The following is a 16,911-nucleotide window of genomic DNA, read 5'->3' as shown; positions in this document are numbered from 1 at the left end:
CGCGCTGCGGGCCGAGGCGGGCCGCTGGCCCCGGCTGGTGCTGGCCGTGCATACCCCCCCAAGGACAGCCTGTGCGACAGGCTGGGCAACGGCGCACACGTGGGCAGCCCGGCGGTGCGGGCGTTCATCGAGGCGGTGCAGCCGGACGTGTGCCTGTGCGGGCACATCCACGAATCGCGGGCGGTGGACCGCATCGGACGCACCGTGGTGGTGAACCCCGGCGCGCTGGGCGCGGGCGGCTACGCCGTGGTCACCGCGCCGGAGGGCGGCCCGCTGACAGCAGAGCTGAAGGTGCTGCGAGGGTAGCAGGGCAGGGGCGGGTGCTCGGCTGGGCGGACCGTGCCACCCGGCCCGCGCGGAAAAGCTGGTTCCCTCTGAAATTTTTGTCCATCCATGTCAGGGTGTTGTTTGTCTTCTTTAATGTTTTTTCAATTTTCTGTTGACACCGGGGGGCGACGGGCATACTTCTAACGACCCGACGGCAAGGCCCTGCCAACGCCGCCGGACCCGAATTCCGCAGGTGACGCGGGGTGGAGCAGCTCGGTAGCTCGTCGGGCTCATAACCCGAAGGTCGTCGGTTCAAATCCGGCCCCCGCAACCAGAAAAATTAGAGGCTTACAAGGATATCCTTGTAAGCCTCTTTTTTGTTGTTGGCGTTTAGCCCCACTATAGCCCCACCTTTTGCTAGGGGTGGTTTGGGATGGTAAGGGATAAGCGCTTGGTAAGGGGCTGTGCTTCCGTCAGTATTGCCCCTTAAATGGCTGTGGGGCGTTTTGCTAGTTGTCTATGGAGCTCACGGAATGGCTAGAGGGGGTTGGTATGAGCGATATGAAAAAGTATGAGGGGTCTATTTTTAGGGGGTATCGGTATCGTATCGTCGGCGGTGGGAGCGAATGGTTTGGCGAAGTTGTAAATGTTCCTCAAGTGACGAGTGTGCGCGGAAAAAGTAAGTATGCGGTTAAGTCTTTGTTGCGTAGGGGTATCAGGGAGTACGTTTGGGCGTGTGATGATTGTGGAGTAATTCCACAACGCTCGTGCGCCACGGTAGAACTTTTGAGACACATAGATATGGATGGTGTTTGTAGTGAAGAAATGGTTTCTCTTTATACTCTTTTGTGTAATCATGGTGTCGTTTTTACTGATGTAATATGGCTTTTCTCGAATGAGAATTTCGTCATCAAGAGGAGAATGTTAGAGAAGGTTGTTCTTGATGCTAAAGGCGTCGGGGGTGAAAGGCTGACTTTATTTATTAATATATCAAATTTTGGTGGTGAATGTAGTATTTCAAGGCAACCATATCCTGATTTTTTTAGTGTTTCGATAGATAATACTAGGGGTGTTATGGAGGTGCATTTCTTTGATATTGAGGAACATAGGGAAAGGTACTGTTTTGATGTCAATATTGAGACGCCATCAGGGTTAAAGGTTGATGCTGTGAATGTGTTTCGTTCTGGAGATGGCAGAAATTCTGTTTTTTATGGGTATACGACATTGTCAAGAGAACGTTTTTTTAGCTTTAATATTGTTGCTTTTGAATTTTTTAGGTCGGCATTTGGACTTCCAAAAAAAATGTGTGGATCTGATATAAGGGGTGTTGCGATTTGCGCTCATGCTTTTGTAAATGCGGTAGTGGGGAGAGTCTATTTTTCGGATCTTGGGATGGGGCAATTTTTGAGAGAATGCTGTGAAGAAGCATCGCTTTATCTTCAGAGTTTTTATTTCATAACGAAGTATAAGGTTGGTGGTGATAGAATGTTTCGATGGGCAAGTGTTAACCATTTTCGAGAAATTTTGCAGTGGTTTGACTCTGATGCATTGCATAAAGATGGATATTATAAGAATATGATCTGTGAATTGTGGAAGTCGACTAGGGGTAGTGGGAGTGTTTTAGACACGATTATAATAGAAATTATAGCAATGCGATATGAAAATAAGCGCAATAGTGATATATATGAACGTGTTGTTAGGATGTTTGCGAAATGCGGTGAGCACGGTTTTAAGGCAAGAAGGGAGTTAAAGTTTAATGATTCTGGTAGTATTTCGCAAAAAATTAGTAACGTTATTAATTCAAAACCGGTGAAATTATTTATTGAGAGTAATTTATTTCCTCAGCCATTGGGGGATAAAAGGGCGTTGTAGTCTTCAGAGGGGTGCGTTTGTAAATTTACATTCACAGAGTGATCTTGATCTGATCTTGAAAAAGCACATGTGAGTATATGCGAAGAGGGGGGAAGCGTGGTCTGCCCTCCTCTCGCTTTTTCCTGCAAATCTGTTTTTATATATCTTATATTGAGTTGTGAAGGTTTGGTTGTGCGGTTGTAATAGATTGATATTCAAGAATTAAATGCATTGGTGCTAACCGTGAAACCTCGGGTGTGCTAGCCGTACTTTGGCTAGAGTTGGTCCTGTGTCACCAACTCAGCCTAAAGGGAGGCAGTAATGACGGACCTGTTGAGTCGTATGGATTTTCCAGCCCTCTTTCCTCGAGTGGCTGTCGGGCGTCTGACAAGCGGCATTATTCAGCCAAAGACGTTGGCGAACTTAGACAGTCTTGGCTTAGGCCCCAGCAAGCGTTGGCGCGTCGGGCGCAGCATCTTCTATGAGCGGGATTCGTTCATCGAATGGTTCGCTAGCCGGGTGAAGGTGCCTGAATCCAAAACTATCCGGGGCGGCAAACCTGCCCCCCAAAGCCGGAGCGCTGAGGTGCTTGGCTATCTTACTGATGGTTTTGGAGTGGGCTAAGCGTGTCCGTGATTGGCCGCGTTGCTCCTGACCACGCTTTGGTGTGGCGCGGCCAATTCCTATCTTTACCACGAGTGCCACGAGGTATGTATGTATACGAATCATTATTCGGGTAGGACTTGTACATTTAGTCCAAGGTTTCGTGAGTACTCCACTGAGCAGGCCGCAGTTCGGCGTCTATCTATCTTGGAGTACTTGGCGCGTGAAACGGTCGAGATTGAGCTTCGCAAGAACCCACAAGCTTCTTTCGATCGTTTGGATATTTCTATGTCGAACGATGACTTCAACGTTGAAATTGATCCAAGAAAAAGAGAATATGGGTCATGGTTGCACTATTCAAATGGTCGGAATGGGCAAAGTTTGGTCGATTTGGTGACGTTACATTTAGGGTTCGACACTATTCGTGGTTTTTTTAGAATTGCGGCATTGTTGAACATAGACACGAGCCCTGAGGCGCGCTTTTTTCAGGGGTGCGACCCCGGTTGGCATGAGTGCAGAGTCGGTGTTGAGGCTAGAGGTTTTAAAAGAGGTGCGAATAGCTATCCTTACTATAAGTTGAATAATGCAAGTGGAGTATTTTACCATTATACAAAAGATAATGGTGATCTGAGAGGAGGTGTTGTTAAGTTTTTTGATGAAAAAGGAACGGTCTTTAAGCTCCCACTCGTCAAGTTCTATAAGAGTAATAAATACAATTCTTGTCATACAGAGTGGCAGTGGCGCGCATTTCATGGGTGTTTTCCGTTGTTCGATCTGCATAAACTTGTAGCAGGACCGCTGCATACTGTGCTTTGCGCCTTGGACGAGGAAACAGCTTCTCAGATATCATTGGATCATGGGTGGCTCGTTAAGAGTGGCGTAGTCCCTACTACTTGGCCTGGAGGGCGGAAGGGGATTGCTTGCACTGACTGGAGCGCGTTGAAGGGGCGCGAAGTGCTCCTACTCCCGTCTTATGCCGCGGATGGTTACCGCCAGATATATGAAGCCAGCCGAGCCATTCAGAAAGCCGGGGCAGGACGAGTTCGGATTCTGTCACGAGAACCTCAATGGGATTTTCGTGGAGAAACGGAGCGCTTTGCCCATGACCTCGCGTTTTGGAATGATCCGGTTCGAAGGCTTTCTCCCAGTGCCTTTTGCGAAGAGGCTGAGCGCCTCTTTGGGCTGAATCTTGATGGCCAAGTGGAAACTGCATTCCAAAGCAAGTCCCTGGAGACGCTGCTGGCGATGCCTGAAGAGCCACGGCCATACGTGCTCAAGCCAGTTATGCTGTGCCCCGGCTTGATGATGCTGGTCGCGGGAACAGGGGTTGGGAAGACCTGGGTCGCGTTAGCAGTTGCGCTTGCCGTGTGGAAGGGGACTTCTGCGTTAGGCGGGAAGTGGACAGCTTCCCGCACACGGAATGTGCTCTACCTTGATGGTGAGATGGGCGAGAGTGCGTGCAGGGAGCGCTTGAATGCCTTGGGTCAAGCTCAGGGACATACGGTAGACGAAGAAATCGGGGGAAAGGGGTTCGAGTTGCTTTCTACCATGACAGAAGGCAATGCCTTGCCTGACCTTGGTACGGAGGAAGGCGGCAAGGCCCTGCTGGGCTGGATCGACAAGCGGTTCCCGGATGTCGAGTTCATCGTGTTCGATAACCTGTCGACCTTGGCCCCGACGGCATGCGGCAACAGCACTGAGTGCCAGGAGGCATTTCGCGCGTTGCTCAAGAAGTTGAAGGCGCGGGGGATTTCTTGCCTGATTGTGCAGCATACCTCGAAAACGGGAGACCAGCGTGGCAGCAACGCCAAACTCGACATATTGGATGCCGTGGTGAAGCTTGATCGGACCAGCAAAAAGGGCACCGCCGAGAAGACCACGACGATCACCGTTTCGTACGAAAAATGCCGTAACGCGTTCGGTAGTGATATAGAGCCGTTTACAGTGGAGCTATCGCCTCCGGACGGGCTGCTAGCGACCTCGGCTTGCGAAGGCCAGACCAAAAAAAAGGCCCCGGATGTGGACGGCCTCCAGCCTGCTTGGCTTGAGGATGCCAAGCGCATGAAGCAAGCCGGCATGGGTTTCCGGGAAATTGCTCTGGAACTTGTCAAATTACACGGCAGTGCCCCTAGCCATGAAACAATTAGAAAAAGGCTAAAAGAATTGGAAGAATAGCTGCAGGGGGAGGCGCTGGCCTCCCCCTGTCTCATTTCATGAACGACTCTCGCCTTCAGGCAGCGCCAACGGTTCGTCCTCGCAGTCCTCCGTTCTCGTGGTGCCTGTCTCTGACAATATGGCAGCAGCGAACACGCCAGCGACACCGGCCAGGCAGCCGCCAAGAAACACCCAGGCCCTGTTTATTCCCTTGTCCTTGGACTCGTGCTCAGTCATCGATGCTCTCCTTGACGACGTTAAGTACCGCGATGGCTATGGCGATGATTGATCCCCAGCTTATGCCCATATTCTTCTCCTCGGGGTGCGGACCTTCGGACAATCCGCGAAGAGGACGCATTCCGCAGGCGGCAGAAGGCATTTCTTCCACGGCCAGAACCGGCACAGGTACATCCAGCGCATATGGCCTCCTTGTCGGGGTGTTGAAAGAAAACGGGGAGGCGTGGTGCCTCCCCGTTGTTCGTTGCCAGTGTTTTTCGTAGTTGCATCATGTCGCGCGCCTTCCGACCAGCGCGCCCTGCAACAGGCCGAACATCGCCGGGGCAAGTTCGGCCATGGTGTTGATCGTCCGGTGCCGTCCCGGCAGATGTTGCAGGATGTTCACCGCACTGATGCCGATGGCGTAGACCTCGAACCCCAGCCGTTCGGCGTGCCGAATGGCTTCCAGGGCGCATGTCGGCGTATCGGGATCGCCATCGGTCAGCAGCAGGATGAGCTTGCGGGCCTCACGCAGGGGCAACATTTCCTGCATCACCCACCACAGGGACTCGGCCAGTGGGGTGGTCCCCACGGCTGCCACCTTTAGTCTCGGATGTACCCGCTGTCCGTGCCGCACCAGGCGGCCCACGGTTTTCTGTTCCGTCGACGCCGGGTCATGGCTGGCCGGAAAGGCGGTGATAGCCACGTTGATGCTGACGGTCTCAAGGGCCGAAGCCACGGCATGGCAGGCCGTGCTAGCCAGTCTGATGTTCGGGGTCATGGACCCGGAGCAGTCGAGGAGCAGATGCACGGCGGTGTTGATGCCGACGCGCGTTCCCTTGCGCATGAAGATGCGAGCGTCATCCGTGGCGATGCGGTGGAGTCTGCGCGGGTCTAGTCTCCCGCTCCGTGCCCCGTGGGTCCGGCTGATGGTCGCAGCCTGCAACAGGCCATGAAGGCGCGTTCGCAGGGCCGTCGATGCCCGTTTGGCCTCGGCGATGTCGTCGGGGTGCAAGTCCCAGCTTACCTTGTGGGTAACGGTGGCCACGTTTACGGGCTGACCGTCGCTGGCGGGAGCCTCACGCTTCAGGGCCTTACCAAGGATTGCCCCGAATTCCTGCGGAAGCTCGTCCTCCTGGGCATGCAGCAGGTTTCGTATCCGTTCCCACGGTGATGCCGTGGGCTGGTTGCCATTGCCAGCCCCACCCTCAGGGTCACCCCCGGCCTGGCTGGTGTCCGGATTCGTACCTGACGCGGATGGCGGCGTTTGCGTGGCCTTGCCCAGTTCCGCGACGATGGCCCGCGCATGGACAATGGCCTCGGTAGTGGATGCGCACGAGGTGCGTACTGCTTCCACAGCGCAGGCCATGCGGGTAAGTAGGCCAGGGCATACCTTGTTGAGACGGACCGCAATGGTGTCGCGATGCTTTCCGATGGCCGGGACGTCCCACGCCCGAACCGTAAGCAGCAACCAGTTCAGGAACAGAACTGCGGGTTCATCCGTTGTTCCTGTCGCCTTGCCGCCGAAGAAGTGTTCGATGAGCCAGTCGAAGTTCCCCCGGCAGCCGGGGAACGCCGTGACCAGCCGGTTTTCCACCCTCCAGTCCTCAATGATGTTCCACACATGGTGTTCAAGGGGGGTAAGGTTCGCGGCCTTCAGCGCCGTGAAGTCGGTATCCCGCAGGTGGGCGGCCTCATGGTCGATGTAGCCACGGGCCAGTGCGAGGAAGATGTCGGGCACGTCCACCGGCAGTGCGGGAAGGTGGATCGTCGTGCCGTCCGTGTAGGCCTCCGTGCCCCCGATGGTCACGGTGACGCCGTATTTCCTGCCGAGCACGCTCACCACCAGCGGCAGCGAGCGCATCACGGCGCGTGTATCCAGCATGTTGTCCTCCGGATGCGAAGAGGCTCCGAAGCGTGGTGCTCCGGGGCCTTTCGTAGCTGGTGTATCTGATGATCAGGCGGCGGTGCCGAACAGCCGCCAGTACGGTTCGAAGCTGGCCGCCACCAGCGCGCCGATCTGCCCAGGAAGGGGGCGTAGTCGCCGCGCACCCCAATGGCGTCGAGGTTCTCGTAGTACGCGGCCCGCTATCCCACCGGTATGATCACCGTGGGGAACCTGGCCCGCATCGGTTTAAGGCTCATCAGCAGCAGGGTAAGGAAATCGGAAAGGGATCGAGTTGGCGTTCCAATGTTTTTTAAGCTTGAAAAGTTCGTTCGAATGAACTAATTTAACCTTACCTAAATGAGGAGCATTGTCCATGACGACCAATCCAGCCGCACCGAGTGGACACGAGGCCCGAAGTGTAAAGACACGCTCACATCTGATCGAAGCAGCGATCACGGTGATTGGTGCCGTGGGCTACGAGGGCGCAAGTACACGCGCCTTGGCAAAGGCTGCAAAAACGCCTCTCTCCGCCATCCCTTATCACTTCGGAGGAAAAAGGGAGCTTTATCTCGCTGCGGCACAGATGATTGCTAATTATGCAGCCTGCCGCTTCGAGGAAGCGGTAGCCATTTTGGAAACCGCTGAAGCTGCAGAAAAGGCCATCCGTTTCGAGGAAGCTCTCATCAGCATTCTGCATATCATTCTGAAAGATGCTGAGCCTCACTCGTGGACATCATTTATTGCGCGTTGCGCCTATGACAATGACGAAGCTTTCGCGCTGATTTACGACCGTGCTATCGCACAGTTGCTGGAGCGCTTGGTGCAGGCTGCAAGCGATGTCTCCGGCCGCTCCCTTGGTGATGAAGCTTTGCGATTGCGTATCAGTGCGATTTTAACGGCGGTCATCAGTTTCAGATTTCTACGCGGCATCATGCTGCATAGCATGGAGTGGAGCCAAATCCAGGACGACAGCATCCACCAGATTGAAGGCATGGTCCGTGATCTCTGTCGTAGCGACTTCCTTGCTATCCAAGCTCCTCAATAACGTTTCCGACGGAATAGGTTTTACTCTGTAGCCTTCTACTTCAAGCAGAAAAGGAAACACGCAATGAGCAAGCAATCCTACGCGCATGAGGCAGTCGCTTGGGCGAAACAGCGTCTCGATGACGTGGACGCGATCATACTCGAGGTCGAAAAGGCGACCGGCAGGCTGGCGGATAACGCCCGCAAAGAGGCTGGCGCTGCGTTGGCGCGCCTTAAGGAGTCTCGCGCCAAGCAGCAGAAATATTATGACGAACTGCGCGCAGAGGTGCACGCTGTGGCGGGCGGCGTCGAGAAAATTCAGGATGCTCTCGAAACTGAATGGGTCGAGGTCGAGGCCGCCTTTCAGGCGTTCCTGTCCGCCTCGAAGGATCACGCCGAAACAATGCGCGATGTTGTTGTTGCACGCGCGCAGGCGCAGCGCCGATCTTGGGAGGCATCCTTGAAGAGTTTGCGCGAGCAGGCAGATGACGTCGTGGAGACAGCGCGTGGAGAACTGGATGCGGCGATTAAACACCTTTCCTACGCGGCAGAAAAATTCCAAACGCGGATCAGCGAGGCGAAGGACGCAGGGGACGAATCCTGGACTGCGGTGAGAAACGGACTCTCGCAGGCCAAGGCGGTTCACGATCGCACTATTCAAAAGATCAAGAACGCTTTTTCGAGGCTGCTCTGACTGGTACGCCTCTGTGGTCTTCACAACAACGCATTGCATTGATGTCATCGCATTTCAATTCAGTGATGCGCAGAAGATAAAGAGGCTGAGAATATGAAGCACATTTGCTTGAAAATTTCAATTGTTATTGCAGTATTCGTCCGTACTGTCTTATATCCGGGAAAAACGATTGCAGACTCAGGTGTGAGCATCGGAATTTCTCATGGGGATGAAAACTCGCAAGCTTACGATATCGCCTTCCAGCAGGTTTTAACTCCCGTATATTCCAATGAATATTTTGATATCGGCCCTCTGGTTGGTGCCGGGATATCGCTCTGGGAGCACCCGGACAAGGCTCTGTGGGGCGGAAACGTGAATGTGGGAATAATGGGAGTTTTTTCCGGCGGAGACGCTTGGCGTCCCTTCATTGCAGGGACCCTCGGTTTGGCTGTTCTTTCCAGTGACGAATTTAATGATCTAGACTTGGGATGCCGAGTGCAATTCCGCTCAAGGGGTAGCTTGGGGGTGAAGTTCGGCGAAGGTTTTCGCCATGTGCTGCAATGCGATGTCACGCATTATTCAAACGGAGGCATGGCGGGAGAAAACGATGGATATAGCACCATGGGCCTGTCCTATGGGGTTACATTTTAAGCGACACAGTATCATTTTGGAATGTTACATCTAGTTTCTCGGGTTTCAGTTCTCATGTCAGTTCCGGAGGCTGCTCCGGTTTCTCACGACTCCGCGAACAGCTTCTGGTTCTCCCCTGCCGCCTGCCGTTCCCTCCGGTAGGCGGTCAGTTTTTGGATCAGGCCAAGGTTTTTGCCGATCAGCATGCGCCGGTCCATGGGCAGGCGTAGAGTGGCGCGCAGGGCCGTCTCGTCGTAATTGGTCTGTTCCACATTGTCGAACCCGACCGAAGCGCAGAGCAACTCCACGTTCTGGTACATGGAGCCCGCGTGCTTGGCAGAGTACAGTGGACTTCAGACGTGCTGGTCACGGAAGACTGGCGCGTCAGCCGCAGGCGCAGGGCGGCGCCGGTCGTGCGGGTCAGGCCTCCGTGCTCTTGATGGCGCGGTGACGCCGTATTTCCTGCCGAGCACGCTCGCCATCAGCGGCTGCGAGCGCATCGCTGCGCGTGTGTTCAGCATGTTGTCCTCGGGTGTGAACGACCTCGAAGCATGATGCATCATGGCCGTTTGAGTGCACAGGGTGGTCGATGCTTTAGACCTCGCCTTGACAGGTGGGAATCGCTGCTCTACCCTGTTACTTAACGAACGATCAGTAAGGAGGTGAGCCATGCAGCCTTTCGACACGCGAACAGCGATATTGGATGTCTCCGCCCGCCTTTATGCGGACTTGGGGTACAGCGCCGTCTCCATGCGGGACGTGGCGGGCGTGGTCGGGGTCACGTCCGCCAACCTCTACCACCATTTCAAGGGCAAGGACGAACTCATCCGCGAGGCGTTGGCCCATGTCTTCACCCAGAAGACCGCCCCGCTGGCCGAACTGCTGGAGAGACCGGACGTCACCGGGGAACGGCTTGAAGCCTTTGTTGACCACTTTGTTCGGTTGCTGGTGGAAGACCGGGTGTTCTTCCGCTTGCTCGTGCGCGAACTGGTCGACGGGGACGGCGTCCGCCTCAGGGATTTGGTGCAGTCGGTGCTCGAATACCCATTCCGCCTCGTGGTCGGCCTGACCGATCCGCAGCAGCCGGAGGGCGAGCGCGTCCTCATGGCCGTGTCCATTCTCGGCATCATACTGGGGCACGTGCAGTTGGCGGTCCTCCTCCCCTACCTGCCGGGGGGACAGCCGGAGCATGCGGATTCTTCCGTCATAACCCGACACGTGTCGGCTGTCCTGCGCCGCGTTCTTGACGGCACGGCGGAGAGTATTTGAGATGCATGCCGCTTTCCGTGGTGCCTCCCTCATGGTCCTGTTCGTCTTTCTGGTCGCCTGCGGGGAACGGACCGAGAAACGGGCGCAACCGACCGTACCGACCGTTTCCGCCGTGACCCAGGTAGATATGGTGGATGTCCCCGTCACCCTTACCGTCCCAGGCACGGTCATTTCCGATGGACGCATCGATGTGTCTTCCCGAGTTGTCGGCTTCATCCGGCGCCTCGACGTCCGGGAGGGGCAGAGAGTCTCGCGGGGCGATCTGCTCGTGCGCATCGACCCTTCCGATATCGATGAAGCGATCCGTCAGGCTCGGGCCGGGGTCCGGGCGGGCCTCAAAGATATGGACGATGCCGAGAAGGATGCGGCGCTGTTCGCGAGACTGGCGTCGGAGGGTGCTGTCGCGACCGAAACGTTACGAAAGGCGAACGTGAGGGGCGACATTGCCCGCGCGAACCTCGACAAGGCCCGGTCTGTTCTCGCTGCCGCCGAGGCGCAGAAAGGCTATGCCAGCATCACCAGCCCGGTGGACGGTGTCGTGGTTTCCGTCGCCATGCGTTCCGGCGAGATGGCGGCGGCGGGGGCGACCATTCTCACCGTGGAATCCCGCGAAGTGCTGCTGTTCAAGGGGTTCGTTCCGGAAAGCAGGCTGGCGGAGATCGATCCCTCGGAACCCGTCCGGGTGCGGATAGACACACTGAATGGCACTCCGTTCCAAGGGCGGGTCCGGGGCCTCGTCCCCTCGGGAGACGAAATCACCCGTCGCTACGAGATCAATATCGTCCTGCCGGACAATCCATCCCTCGTGCCGGGCATGTTCGGCCGCGCGGACATCGTACTCGGCACGCGGACCGTGCCGGTGATTCCTCGCAGCGCACTGATCCGCCGCGGCGGCCTCGACGGCGTGTTCGTGCTCGACGGGGAGACGGCGCGGTTCCGCTGGCTGCGCACCGGTCGGATTCTGGACGATTCCGTCGAGGTTGTCGCGGGATTGTCGGGCGGCGAGCGGATTCTGACGGCCGCGAACGATACGGTGCGCGACGGCTCGCTGATCGAAATGACGGAGAGCGGACGATGAGGACGCCCCGCCTGAACATGGCCGGGCGTATTGCGCAGGTCTTCATCACCTCGAAGCTGACCGTCGTCTTCATCGTTGCCGTGGCCCTGCTGGGCATCGTGGCGGTGCTGCAAACGCCGCGCGAGGAAAACCCGCAGATAATCGTGCCGGCGGCGGCGATCACGGTCAGCTTGCCGGGCGCTTCGGCTGCGGAGGTCGACGAACTCGTCGTCACGCCGCTCGAAGGCATCATGAGCGAGATGCCCGGAGTCGATCACATCGAAAGCACGGCGCAGAACTCCCTCGGCATCGTGCAGGTGCAGTTCAAGGTCGGCGAGGATAAGGAAGAATCTCTGGTCAAGCTTTACGACCGCGTGCTGGCAAGCCGCAGCCGCCTGCCGGCCGACGCGGGAATGCCGTTCGTGCAGAGCGTGGACGCCGATGACGTTCCCATCGTGACTGTTACGCTGTCCTCGTCCCAGTACGACGATTACGCCCTCAACCGCATCGCCGTGCGTATGGCTGAACGGTTGCGCAGCACCGAAGACGTGTCGGTGGTCGATGTCAAGGGCGGCCGGGAGAGGGAGATATCCATCGAACTCGATCCGGACCGCCTGCAAGCCTTCGGCGTAACGCTGAGCCAGGCTTATGCCGCCTTCACCGCGAGCAATCTCTCCGTGCCGTTGCAGCCCACGGTGCGCGACGGCAAGGTCGAGGCCATCAAGCTGTCGGCTTCCTTCACATCGGCCGGAGATGTCAGTCATCAAATCGTCGCCATTCATGACGGTCGCCCCGTCTATGTATGTGACGTCGCAACGGTCACGGACGGTCCGCCGACCGAGGTCACGGCGTTCAGCCGCTTTTCCTTCGGGCCTGGTGATCCTCGTTTCGGCGAGACTGATTCGACGGACATGCCGGCCGTGACCATCGCCGTCGCCAAGAAGAAAGGCGCCAATGCAGTGACAGTGGCCAATGCCGTGATCGACCGTGTCGAGCGCATGCAAGCCTCCTTCGTTCCTAGGGACATCCAGGTGGTCGTCACGCGCGACGATGGCGAGAAGGCCAACGACGCCGTGAACCTCCTCCTTGAACACCTTCTCATTGCCCTCGGCACGGTCGGGCTCGTGCTGATCTTCTTCCTCGGTTGGCGCGAGGCGATGATCGTCATGGTGACGGTGCCGCTGATCCTCTCGATCACGCTCGTCGCCAATCTGCTCGGCGGGGTGACCATCAACCGGGTGACGCTGTTCGCGCTCATTCTGGCGCTGGGCATGCTCGTGGACGCGGCCATCGTCGTCATCGAGAACATCCACCGTCACTACGGATCGCAAGGGGCGCGGATGAGCAAGGAGAGGGCGACGGTTCTCGCCACCAACGAAATCGGCAACGCCACCAATCTCGCGACCTTCGCAGTGATGCTGGTCTTCATTTCACTGCTTCTTGCGTTGACCGGCATGCCGCGACAGTACTTTTTCCCCGTCGCGATCACGGTTCCGGTGGCGATGGCAGCTTCTATCGTTGTCGCCTATATCGTCACGCCTTGGGCGGCCAATCGCTGGTTGCACCGCCAGGATATCCAAGAGGAAGATACGCATGCGCAGGACGCCGGCCACGGCGAGCCGGGAAGGCTGGAGCGCCTCTATCTCCGCCTCTTCGCTCCGTTGCAGCAGCGCCGCTCCGTGCGGATTGCCTTCGGCGCCACGATCCTGCTTTTGATGACGGTATCCGCTATGCAGGGAGCATGGCAGTTCGTCCGTCCGGAGGGCGTGGGCGGGGCGGTGTCGTCCCTTGGGGTTCCCATCGGCTTCCTGCCCAAGGACAACAAGAACACCTTCAATGTGGTGGTCTCCATGCCGGAAACCACACCGGTGGAGGAAACCGACCGGTTCACGCGCGAGATCACGACGCTGCTCTCGAAGGAACAACACGTCATCAACTACCAGACCTGGATCGGCCAGGCCGGCATCGCGGACTTCAACGGCCTGTTCAAGGGCACAGCCGGACGCAGCGGCAATTACGTCGCGGAAATCCGCGTGAACCTCACCGACAAGCGTCACCGAAAGGAAAACTCAATCGATATCGTGCGCGAACTGCGGCCGAAGGTCGCTGCGATTCGCCTGGCGTATCCCGGCGCGGAGGCCGCGCTTGTCGAAGACCCTCCAGGCCCGCCGCTGCGCTCGACCGTCGTCGCCGAGCTCTACGGCCCGGATTCCGAGGGGTTGCGCGCCTTGTCGGCCGAGGTGCGCAAGGCGTTCGAGGAGACATACGATATCGTCGACCTCTCCGATACCGAGCCAGTCGACGTAGTCGAGCATCGTATCGTGCCCGACAAGGAAAAGGCGGCGCTGTCCAAGGTTTCGACTGCACAGATCGCCGAGGCGCTCTCCCTCGTCTACGGTGGCACGAGCCTGAGCCGCGCGCACCTCGCGGACGAGAAGAACCCGGTCGCCGTCCGGGCCTTCGTGCCGCGCCGTTTTGCTGTCGACCCGACCCGTCTCGATCGGTTGTTCGTCGACAACACCGACGGCAAGCCTGTGCCGCTGTCCGAACTGGTCACCGTCGTGCCTGTCTCGATGGACCGGCCGATCCTGCATCGCGACAATGAGAAGGTCACCTTCGTCGGCGCGGAACTGGCGGGCTCCGTGCCGCTCTATGCAGTGCTCGATCTCCAGCGGCGCCTCGACGGCATCACCGCGCCGGACGGACGGCCGCTCAGGACCGGCAATCTTGATGCCAACGAGGACGTGCCCGACACCATCGACGGCTATCAACTCCTGTGGGGCGGCGAGATGCGCATGACCCTCGACGTCTACCGCGACATGGCGATCGCGCTCAGTGGCTCACTGCTGACGGTGTATTTCCTGCTCGTCGCCTATTATCGCTCCTTCCTCGTACCCATGATGGTCATGTCGGCGGTGCCGCTTGGCATCATCGGCATTTTCCCGGGCCACTGGATCGTCGGAGCTGATTTCTCGGCAACGTCAATGGTTGGCATCATTGCGCTGGCTGGCGTCGTGATCCGCAATTCGCTCCTGATCATCGACTTCATCCAGGACAACCGGAAGCAAGGCATGCCACTCGATGTCGCCGTGCGACAGGCCGGTGCCGTGCGCTTGCGGCCGATCCTCTTGACGACCCTGGCCATCGTTTTTGGGTCGGCGATCATGGTGAAAGATCCGGTTTTCGGCGGGCTCGCCGTCTCGCTCATCTTCGGGACGGTCGCGTCCACCTCGTTGACGATCTTCGTCGTGCCAATCCTGTACGACCTCGATGCGCGGCGAAGAATTCGTAACGCACAGAGATAGTTGTCGCGCATGTTCTCCGCTCTCTACAGACATGGTGGATAGGTGAAAAGGCCCCGAAGCGTGGTGCTCCGGGGCCTTTCGTGGCTTGGGCTATGTGGGGTCAGGCGGCGGTGCCGAGCAGCCGCCAGTACGGTTCGAAGCTGGCTGCCACCAGCGCGCCGATCTGCCCCAGAAAGGGGGCGTAGTCGCCGCGCACCCCGATGGTGTCGAGGGTTTCGTAGTATGCGGCCCGCTGTTCCACCGGTATGATCACCGTAGGGAACCCGGCCCGCATCAGTTCAAGGTTCATCAGCAGTCGGGCGGTGCGCCCGTTGCCGTCCGTGAACGGGTGGATCGCCACGAAGTCGGCATGGACGCGCGCGGCCAGTTCCACAGGGTGCAGGCGTGCCGCCGCATCCGCGTACCAGCGAAAGAAGGCGTCCATGCGTTCCTGCACGTGCAGGGCATCGGGCGGGGTGTGCCCCGCGCCGGAGATGATGACATTGCGGGTCCGGTAGCGGCCCGCGTCAGCGGAAATGCCCCGGAGTACGAGTTGGTGCAGGTCCTTCAGGGTGCGTTCGTCCAGCCCGCGTCCGTCTCGCACCACCTCTTCCAGAAAGCCGATGGCTTCCCTGTGGTTGATGGCTTCAAGGTGCTCACGCATGGACTTGCCGCCGATGGTCACCCCGTCTTCCAGCACCACCTTGGTCTCCATGAGGGTCAGCGTGTTCCCCTCGATGGCATTGGAATGGAAGGTGTACCGCAGCACCATGTCCGCCCGCAGGTCGGCCACCATGTCGGGCGGCAGCGGACGATGCCGGTCGAGCCGCGCCTTGAGGGCGTCGAGTTGGGCGATGTCGATGGGCGGTGTGGGCGATGGCGTTGTCATGGCGTGCTCGCAAGTGGCTTGAAATCAAGTCAACCGTCTCGATAGGTAAACGGGTTGGCGTGACCTGTCCAGCCACCTACCACAGCCCGCAATTGGGCAGTACGGGTTGCAGGTCGGGCATGACCTCGCGGGGGATGGCGTCCAGCGCAATACCGTCCCCAAGGTCGGGCATGTCGTCTTCCTCACCTTCAGTGTCGTCTGCGGACGTTACCCGTTCATTCTCCGTGTCCCCATTCTGCCGCAGCAAGGCATCCAGCAGATCGGACGGGCGGTGCCCCTCGATGATCCGCTGCCCATGCTCCATGAGCGCGGACGGATCGCGCAACAGGGCCACCAGTCCTTGCAGCATGAGCAGGTGCGCCCCCTGTATCCTGCCCCGCTTGGGCAGGTTGGCGAAGGCAGTGCCGATGAGGTCCGCCACCGGGGATACCCTCGGTTCCACGAAGGTGAGCCCGGCCAGTTTCTGGTGGATGGTTCGCAGGGGAGAGAGCGCCTTGTGGGTCACTTCGCTGCGGCCCGCGTAGCACTTGTGCCAGGCCTCGGTGGCGGCCTTGGCCACCTCGTCGAACAGGGTCCGGCCAAGCCCGCGCACCTCTTCCGCAAGCCCCTGGGCCACCAGCTCCACATCGTTTTGAGCGGGCGGCACGATGCGGTACACCTGCCAGCGGAAGCCCATGCGGCTGCGCACATAGTCCGCACTGACCGTGGAGTCGGCGATGATGCGTTCCCACTCGCCGTGCCGGGCAATCCAGTCCCGAACGGCGTCATCGTACCGGGTGAGGAAGGTATCCCTAGCCGCCAGAAATTCGGCCCGAATGCGGTCGAGTTCTTCCACAAGGACGGGGGCTTTTTCTTCCGGAATGCCCCAACCGCCCAGAAAGCGCACGCCGTGACGGTCGAGCAGGTTCACAGCACGCGCCTTCAGCGTGCCGAATATCTTCAGTTCCTCGGGATCGCAGATGCGCTTGCTGCCGAGCGAGGCAAGTTCCTCCGGCGGCAGGTCCGCGCCGCCGAAGTCCGCCGGGGTCAGCTTGCGCCGGGCGGTCCAGATGTTCACGTCGAGGTTGATGGCCATGAGGCAGTTCAGGATGGTGTCGTTCATGTGCG

At 58.2% G+C, this 16,911-nt stretch carries 14 protein-coding genes, 1 tRNA gene and 1 pseudogene; 11 read left to right on the top strand and 5 right to left on the bottom strand.

Annotated features, from left to right (window positions below):
- The 5 genes and pseudogenes from FVW20_RS05345 to FVW20_RS05325 all read left to right on the top strand — a co-directional run.
- Positions 1-306: pseudogene (locus FVW20_RS05345) on the top strand (metallophosphoesterase family protein); the annotation flags it as partial.
- Between the two features lie 218 nt (positions 307-524).
- A tRNA-Met gene (locus tag FVW20_RS05340) sits at positions 525-601 on the top strand.
- 218 nt (positions 602-819) lie between these two features.
- Positions 820-2,139, top strand: a complete 1,320-nt coding sequence (locus FVW20_RS05335) for a hypothetical protein (protein WP_196608604.1) — start codon at positions 820-822, stop codon at positions 2,137-2,139.
- A 300-nt stretch (positions 2,140-2,439) separates the two neighbouring features.
- Complete coding sequence (locus FVW20_RS05330) at positions 2,440-2,742, top strand: hypothetical protein (protein ID WP_196608603.1); 303 nt, start codon at positions 2,440-2,442, stop codon at positions 2,740-2,742.
- A gap of 267 nt (positions 2,743-3,009) precedes the next feature.
- Positions 3,010-4,896, top strand: a complete 1,887-nt coding sequence (locus tag FVW20_RS05325; protein ID WP_196608602.1) for an AAA family ATPase — start codon at positions 3,010-3,012, stop codon at positions 4,894-4,896.
- A gap of 208 nt (positions 4,897-5,104) precedes the next feature.
- Here the strand turns inward: FVW20_RS05325 and FVW20_RS05320 are convergent, their stop codons facing one another.
- Together FVW20_RS05320 and FVW20_RS05315 are read right to left on the bottom strand one after the other, a co-directional pair.
- Positions 5,105-5,278, bottom strand: coding sequence for a hypothetical protein (locus FVW20_RS05320; protein ID WP_196608601.1), 174 nt, complete (start codon positions 5,276-5,278; stop codon positions 5,105-5,107).
- A gap of 102 nt (positions 5,279-5,380) precedes the next feature.
- On the bottom strand, positions 5,381-6,976 hold the full coding sequence (locus FVW20_RS05315; protein ID WP_196608600.1) for a cobaltochelatase CobT-related protein: 1,596 nt from the start codon (positions 6,974-6,976) through the stop codon (positions 5,381-5,383).
- A gap of 376 nt (positions 6,977-7,352) precedes the next feature.
- Between FVW20_RS05315 and FVW20_RS05310 the strand changes: the two genes are divergently transcribed.
- From FVW20_RS05310 to FVW20_RS05300, 3 genes are all read left to right on the top strand, one after another.
- Positions 7,353-8,024 carry a CerR family C-terminal domain-containing protein gene (locus tag FVW20_RS05310; protein ID WP_167128253.1) on the top strand — a complete coding sequence of 224 codons (672 nt, stop codon included), beginning with the start codon at positions 7,353-7,355 and terminating at the stop codon, positions 8,022-8,024.
- A gap of 63 nt (positions 8,025-8,087) precedes the next feature.
- Positions 8,088-8,696 carry a sll1863 family stress response protein gene (locus FVW20_RS05305; RefSeq protein WP_167128250.1) on the top strand — a complete coding sequence of 203 codons (609 nt, stop codon included), beginning with the start codon at positions 8,088-8,090 and terminating at the stop codon, positions 8,694-8,696.
- Positions 8,697-8,789: 93 nt separating this feature from the next.
- A complete protein-coding gene (locus tag FVW20_RS05300; protein ID WP_167128248.1) occupies positions 8,790-9,326 on the top strand; it encodes an acyloxyacyl hydrolase in 537 nt (178 codons plus the stop codon).
- Positions 9,327-9,409: 83 nt separating this feature from the next.
- Here FVW20_RS05300 and FVW20_RS05295 read toward each other — a convergent pair whose 3' ends face one another.
- Complete coding sequence (locus FVW20_RS05295) at positions 9,410-9,625, bottom strand: hypothetical protein (RefSeq protein WP_167128245.1); 216 nt, start codon at positions 9,623-9,625, stop codon at positions 9,410-9,412.
- Positions 9,626-9,974: 349 nt separating this feature from the next.
- Between FVW20_RS05295 and FVW20_RS05290 the strand changes: the two genes are divergently transcribed.
- From FVW20_RS05290 to FVW20_RS05280, 3 genes are read left to right on the top strand one after another with little or no spacing between them, the layout of a single operon-like run.
- Positions 9,975-10,574, top strand: coding sequence for a TetR/AcrR family transcriptional regulator (locus tag FVW20_RS05290; protein ID WP_167128242.1), 600 nt, complete (start codon positions 9,975-9,977; stop codon positions 10,572-10,574).
- A gap of 31 nt (positions 10,575-10,605) precedes the next feature.
- Positions 10,606-11,652, top strand: coding sequence for an efflux RND transporter periplasmic adaptor subunit (locus tag FVW20_RS05285; protein ID WP_231038884.1), 1,047 nt, complete (start codon positions 10,606-10,608; stop codon positions 11,650-11,652).
- Complete coding sequence (locus FVW20_RS05280) at positions 11,649-14,936, top strand: efflux RND transporter permease subunit (protein ID WP_196608599.1); 3,288 nt, start codon at positions 11,649-11,651, stop codon at positions 14,934-14,936. The genes FVW20_RS05285 and FVW20_RS05280 overlap by 4 nt, the downstream gene beginning before the upstream one ends.
- A gap of 100 nt (positions 14,937-15,036) precedes the next feature.
- Here FVW20_RS05280 and FVW20_RS05275 read toward each other — a convergent pair whose 3' ends face one another.
- A complete protein-coding gene (locus FVW20_RS05275; RefSeq protein ID WP_196608598.1) occupies positions 15,037-15,804 on the bottom strand; it encodes a Fic family protein in 768 nt (255 codons plus the stop codon).
- Between the two features lie 76 nt (positions 15,805-15,880).
- Entirely contained in the window at positions 15,881-16,906 is a 1,026-nt protein-coding gene (locus tag FVW20_RS05270) for a DUF3150 domain-containing protein (protein ID WP_196608597.1), read from the bottom strand.
- Positions 16,907-16,911: the final 5 nt, after the last annotated feature.

The organism is Nitratidesulfovibrio oxamicus (assembly GCF_015731765.1).
Classification (GTDB): domain Bacteria; phylum Desulfobacterota; class Desulfovibrionia; order Desulfovibrionales; family Desulfovibrionaceae; genus Cupidesulfovibrio; species Cupidesulfovibrio oxamicus.
Note: the sequence above shows the minus strand (reverse complement) of the source record. Positions and strands in the feature narration are given on the sequence as shown.

Bases quoted from the DNA above. Each gene is read 5' to 3' on its own strand.
- FVW20_RS05335 (WP_196608604.1), top strand. From the start codon at position 820: ATGAGCGATATGAAAAAGTATGAGGGGTCTATTTTTAGGGGGTATCGG.
- FVW20_RS05330 (WP_196608603.1), top strand. From the start codon at position 2,440: ATGACGGACCTGTTGAGTCGTATGGATTTTCCAGCCCTCTTTCCTCGA.
- FVW20_RS05325 (WP_196608602.1), top strand. From the start codon at position 3,010: ATGTCGAACGATGACTTCAACGTTGAAATTGATCCAAGAAAAAGAGAA.
- FVW20_RS05315 (WP_196608600.1), bottom strand. From the start codon at position 6,976: ATGCTGGATACACGCGCCGTGATGCGCTCGCTGCCGCTGGTGGTGAGC.
- FVW20_RS05310 (WP_167128253.1), top strand. From the start codon at position 7,353: ATGACGACCAATCCAGCCGCACCGAGTGGACACGAGGCCCGAAGTGTA.
- FVW20_RS05305 (WP_167128250.1), top strand. From the start codon at position 8,088: ATGAGCAAGCAATCCTACGCGCATGAGGCAGTCGCTTGGGCGAAACAG.
- FVW20_RS05300 (WP_167128248.1), top strand. From the start codon at position 8,790: ATGAAGCACATTTGCTTGAAAATTTCAATTGTTATTGCAGTATTCGTC.
- FVW20_RS05295 (WP_167128245.1), bottom strand. From the start codon at position 9,625: ATGTACCAGAACGTGGAGTTGCTCTGCGCTTCGGTCGGGTTCGACAAT.
- FVW20_RS05290 (WP_167128242.1), top strand. From the start codon at position 9,975: ATGCAGCCTTTCGACACGCGAACAGCGATATTGGATGTCTCCGCCCGC.
- FVW20_RS05285 (WP_231038884.1), top strand. From the start codon at position 10,606: ATGGTCCTGTTCGTCTTTCTGGTCGCCTGCGGGGAACGGACCGAGAAA.
- FVW20_RS05280 (WP_196608599.1), top strand. From the start codon at position 11,649: ATGAGGACGCCCCGCCTGAACATGGCCGGGCGTATTGCGCAGGTCTTC.
- FVW20_RS05275 (WP_196608598.1), bottom strand. From the start codon at position 15,804: ATGACAACGCCATCGCCCACACCGCCCATCGACATCGCCCAACTCGAC.
- FVW20_RS05270 (WP_196608597.1), bottom strand. From the start codon at position 16,906: ATGAACGACACCATCCTGAACTGCCTCATGGCCATCAACCTCGACGTG.